Annotated in this window: 3 protein-coding genes; 1 reads left to right on the plus strand and 2 read right to left on the minus strand. The window is 67.2% G+C overall.

Annotation, left to right across the window (positions count from 1 at the left end):
* The coding region (locus GXY33_17000) for a hypothetical protein (protein NLX06837.1) at positions 1 to 566 on the plus strand (566 nt) is incomplete at its 5' end.
* Positions 567 to 571: 5 nt separating this feature from the next.
* On the opposite strand, the gene GXY33_17005 is transcribed toward GXY33_17000, so the two are convergent.
* Together GXY33_17005 and GXY33_17010 are read right to left on the minus strand one after the other, a co-directional pair.
* Positions 572 to 1,348: an MBL fold metallo-hydrolase gene (locus tag GXY33_17005; protein ID NLX06838.1), complete on the minus strand. Its 777-nt coding sequence runs from the start codon at positions 1,346 to 1,348 to the stop codon at positions 572 to 574.
* Between the two features lie 22 nt (positions 1,349 to 1,370).
* Positions 1,371 to 1,567 (minus strand): hypothetical protein (locus tag GXY33_17010; protein NLX06839.1); only part of this gene is annotated, 197 nt, incomplete at its 5' end.

Genomic DNA, 1,567 nt, shown 5'->3' on the forward strand with positions numbered 1-1,567 from the left:
AGGGCCTGCGGCTCTGTCAGGGCCAGTGGGGCCTCACCAACCCGGGAACCTATCGCAATCTGGTCTGGCCGTGGTCCGAGTTCAAAGCCGCCACCGCCCTCGCCTACCTGCGCGACCCCCGCGCCGCTGACCACCTGCTCAACGGCGCCAGATTCACCAGCACCCTCGGCGCGCTGCCCGAAAAAATCCGACCCGACCGCTTCTGGATCAACTTCCACTTCCTCAGCGCCCACGGCGCCTTCGTCATGGCCCTCAACGCCATGCTCGCCCACAGCCGCGGCGGAACGCTCCACGTCCTGCCCGCCGTCCCAAACCGCTGGCGAGACCTGAAATTCAAGAACCTCCGCGTGGCGCTGGGCCTGCTCGTCTCCCTCGAACGGCGAGCCGGCAAGCTCGTTCAACTGGTCCTGGAAAACCCCACGCCCCGCCCGATCGCCTGCGCCCTGGAAATCCCGTGCCACGCCCTGACCCGCGCCCAAACCCGCGCCCAAACCCGCGCCCAAACCCGCGCCATCACCCGGACCGTCACCGTACCCGCCCGCCACCGATGGTCCCTGAACCCCTAAGCCCTCTACGTCGCCCGCCGAACCACCCGCGCCTCGCCCGGGGCCATCACCAGCGGCTCGATCGACTTCGGCAGCTTCTTCGCGTGCTCCAGAAACTCCGCCGGATTGCCGTTGTGCTCGACGAACATCCAGAAGTGACACGCCACCAGCAGTCGCGGACCCACCTGCTCGCCCAGCAGACACGTCTCCCGACCGTTCATGTTCCCGAACTGACCGTTGATCGGAGAAATCATCACGTCCACCGGCCCGTTCAGCGACGCCAGAATCTCCTGCGGCCGGTACGCGCTGTCGCCCACCATGTAAACCCGCACGCCCCCGATCTCCATCACCAACCCCACCGCCTCCGGAGCCAGCTCGCCGTGATCGGCAAACACCGCCCGAAAACGCACGCCCGCAACCTCCGCCTCCTCCCCCTCCGCCAATATCGTCCGCCGCTTCGCCTCGATCCCCAGCTCATCGTACGTCGCCCCGCAGTCCGGCGCGCCCACGAACAACGTCCCCTTCCGCTTCGCCAGTGCCGCCACCGCGTCGATGTCCAGGTGGTCCGGATGCGAGTGCGTCGAAACCAGCACGTCCGGCGACGCCTCGTCCACCTCCACCAGCGTCGGAATCATCCGCTTGAAACCCACCAGCCGATTGCAGCAGTCGCTCAGGTACGGATCGACGAACAGCACCTTGCCAGCCGGCGTCTTGAACGCAAAGCCCGCCTGCGCCAGGTACGTGATCGCCACCGACCCTTCCGGCACGTCCGTCGTCCGGATCGTCTCCATCAATCTTGCCATCTGCGAATCCCCTTGTCCTGTCTCAGCCGACCGGCTGGGTCATCGTCTCGACCAATTCCATGATCGCCGCCTCCGGTCCCCGGAAGGCGTGAATCCGGCTGCCTACGTGACAGCGGTCCGGACCCGCCGGGCCGCCCGCCGCCGGGCTGTGAAACTCCAACTCGCCGAACCCGAACGCCGATCCGCCGCAGAACAACTCCAGCGCGTAACCCGGCCCCT

It is taken from the genome of Phycisphaerae bacterium (assembly GCA_012729815.1).
GTDB lineage: Bacteria > Planctomycetota > Phycisphaerae > JAAYCJ01 > JAAYCJ01 > JAAYCJ01.

Excerpts from the sequence above, each read along its gene's own strand:
- GXY33_17005 (NLX06838.1), bottom strand. The coding sequence starts at position 1,348 with ATGGCAAGATTGATGGAGACGATCCGGACGACGGACGTGCCGGAAGGG.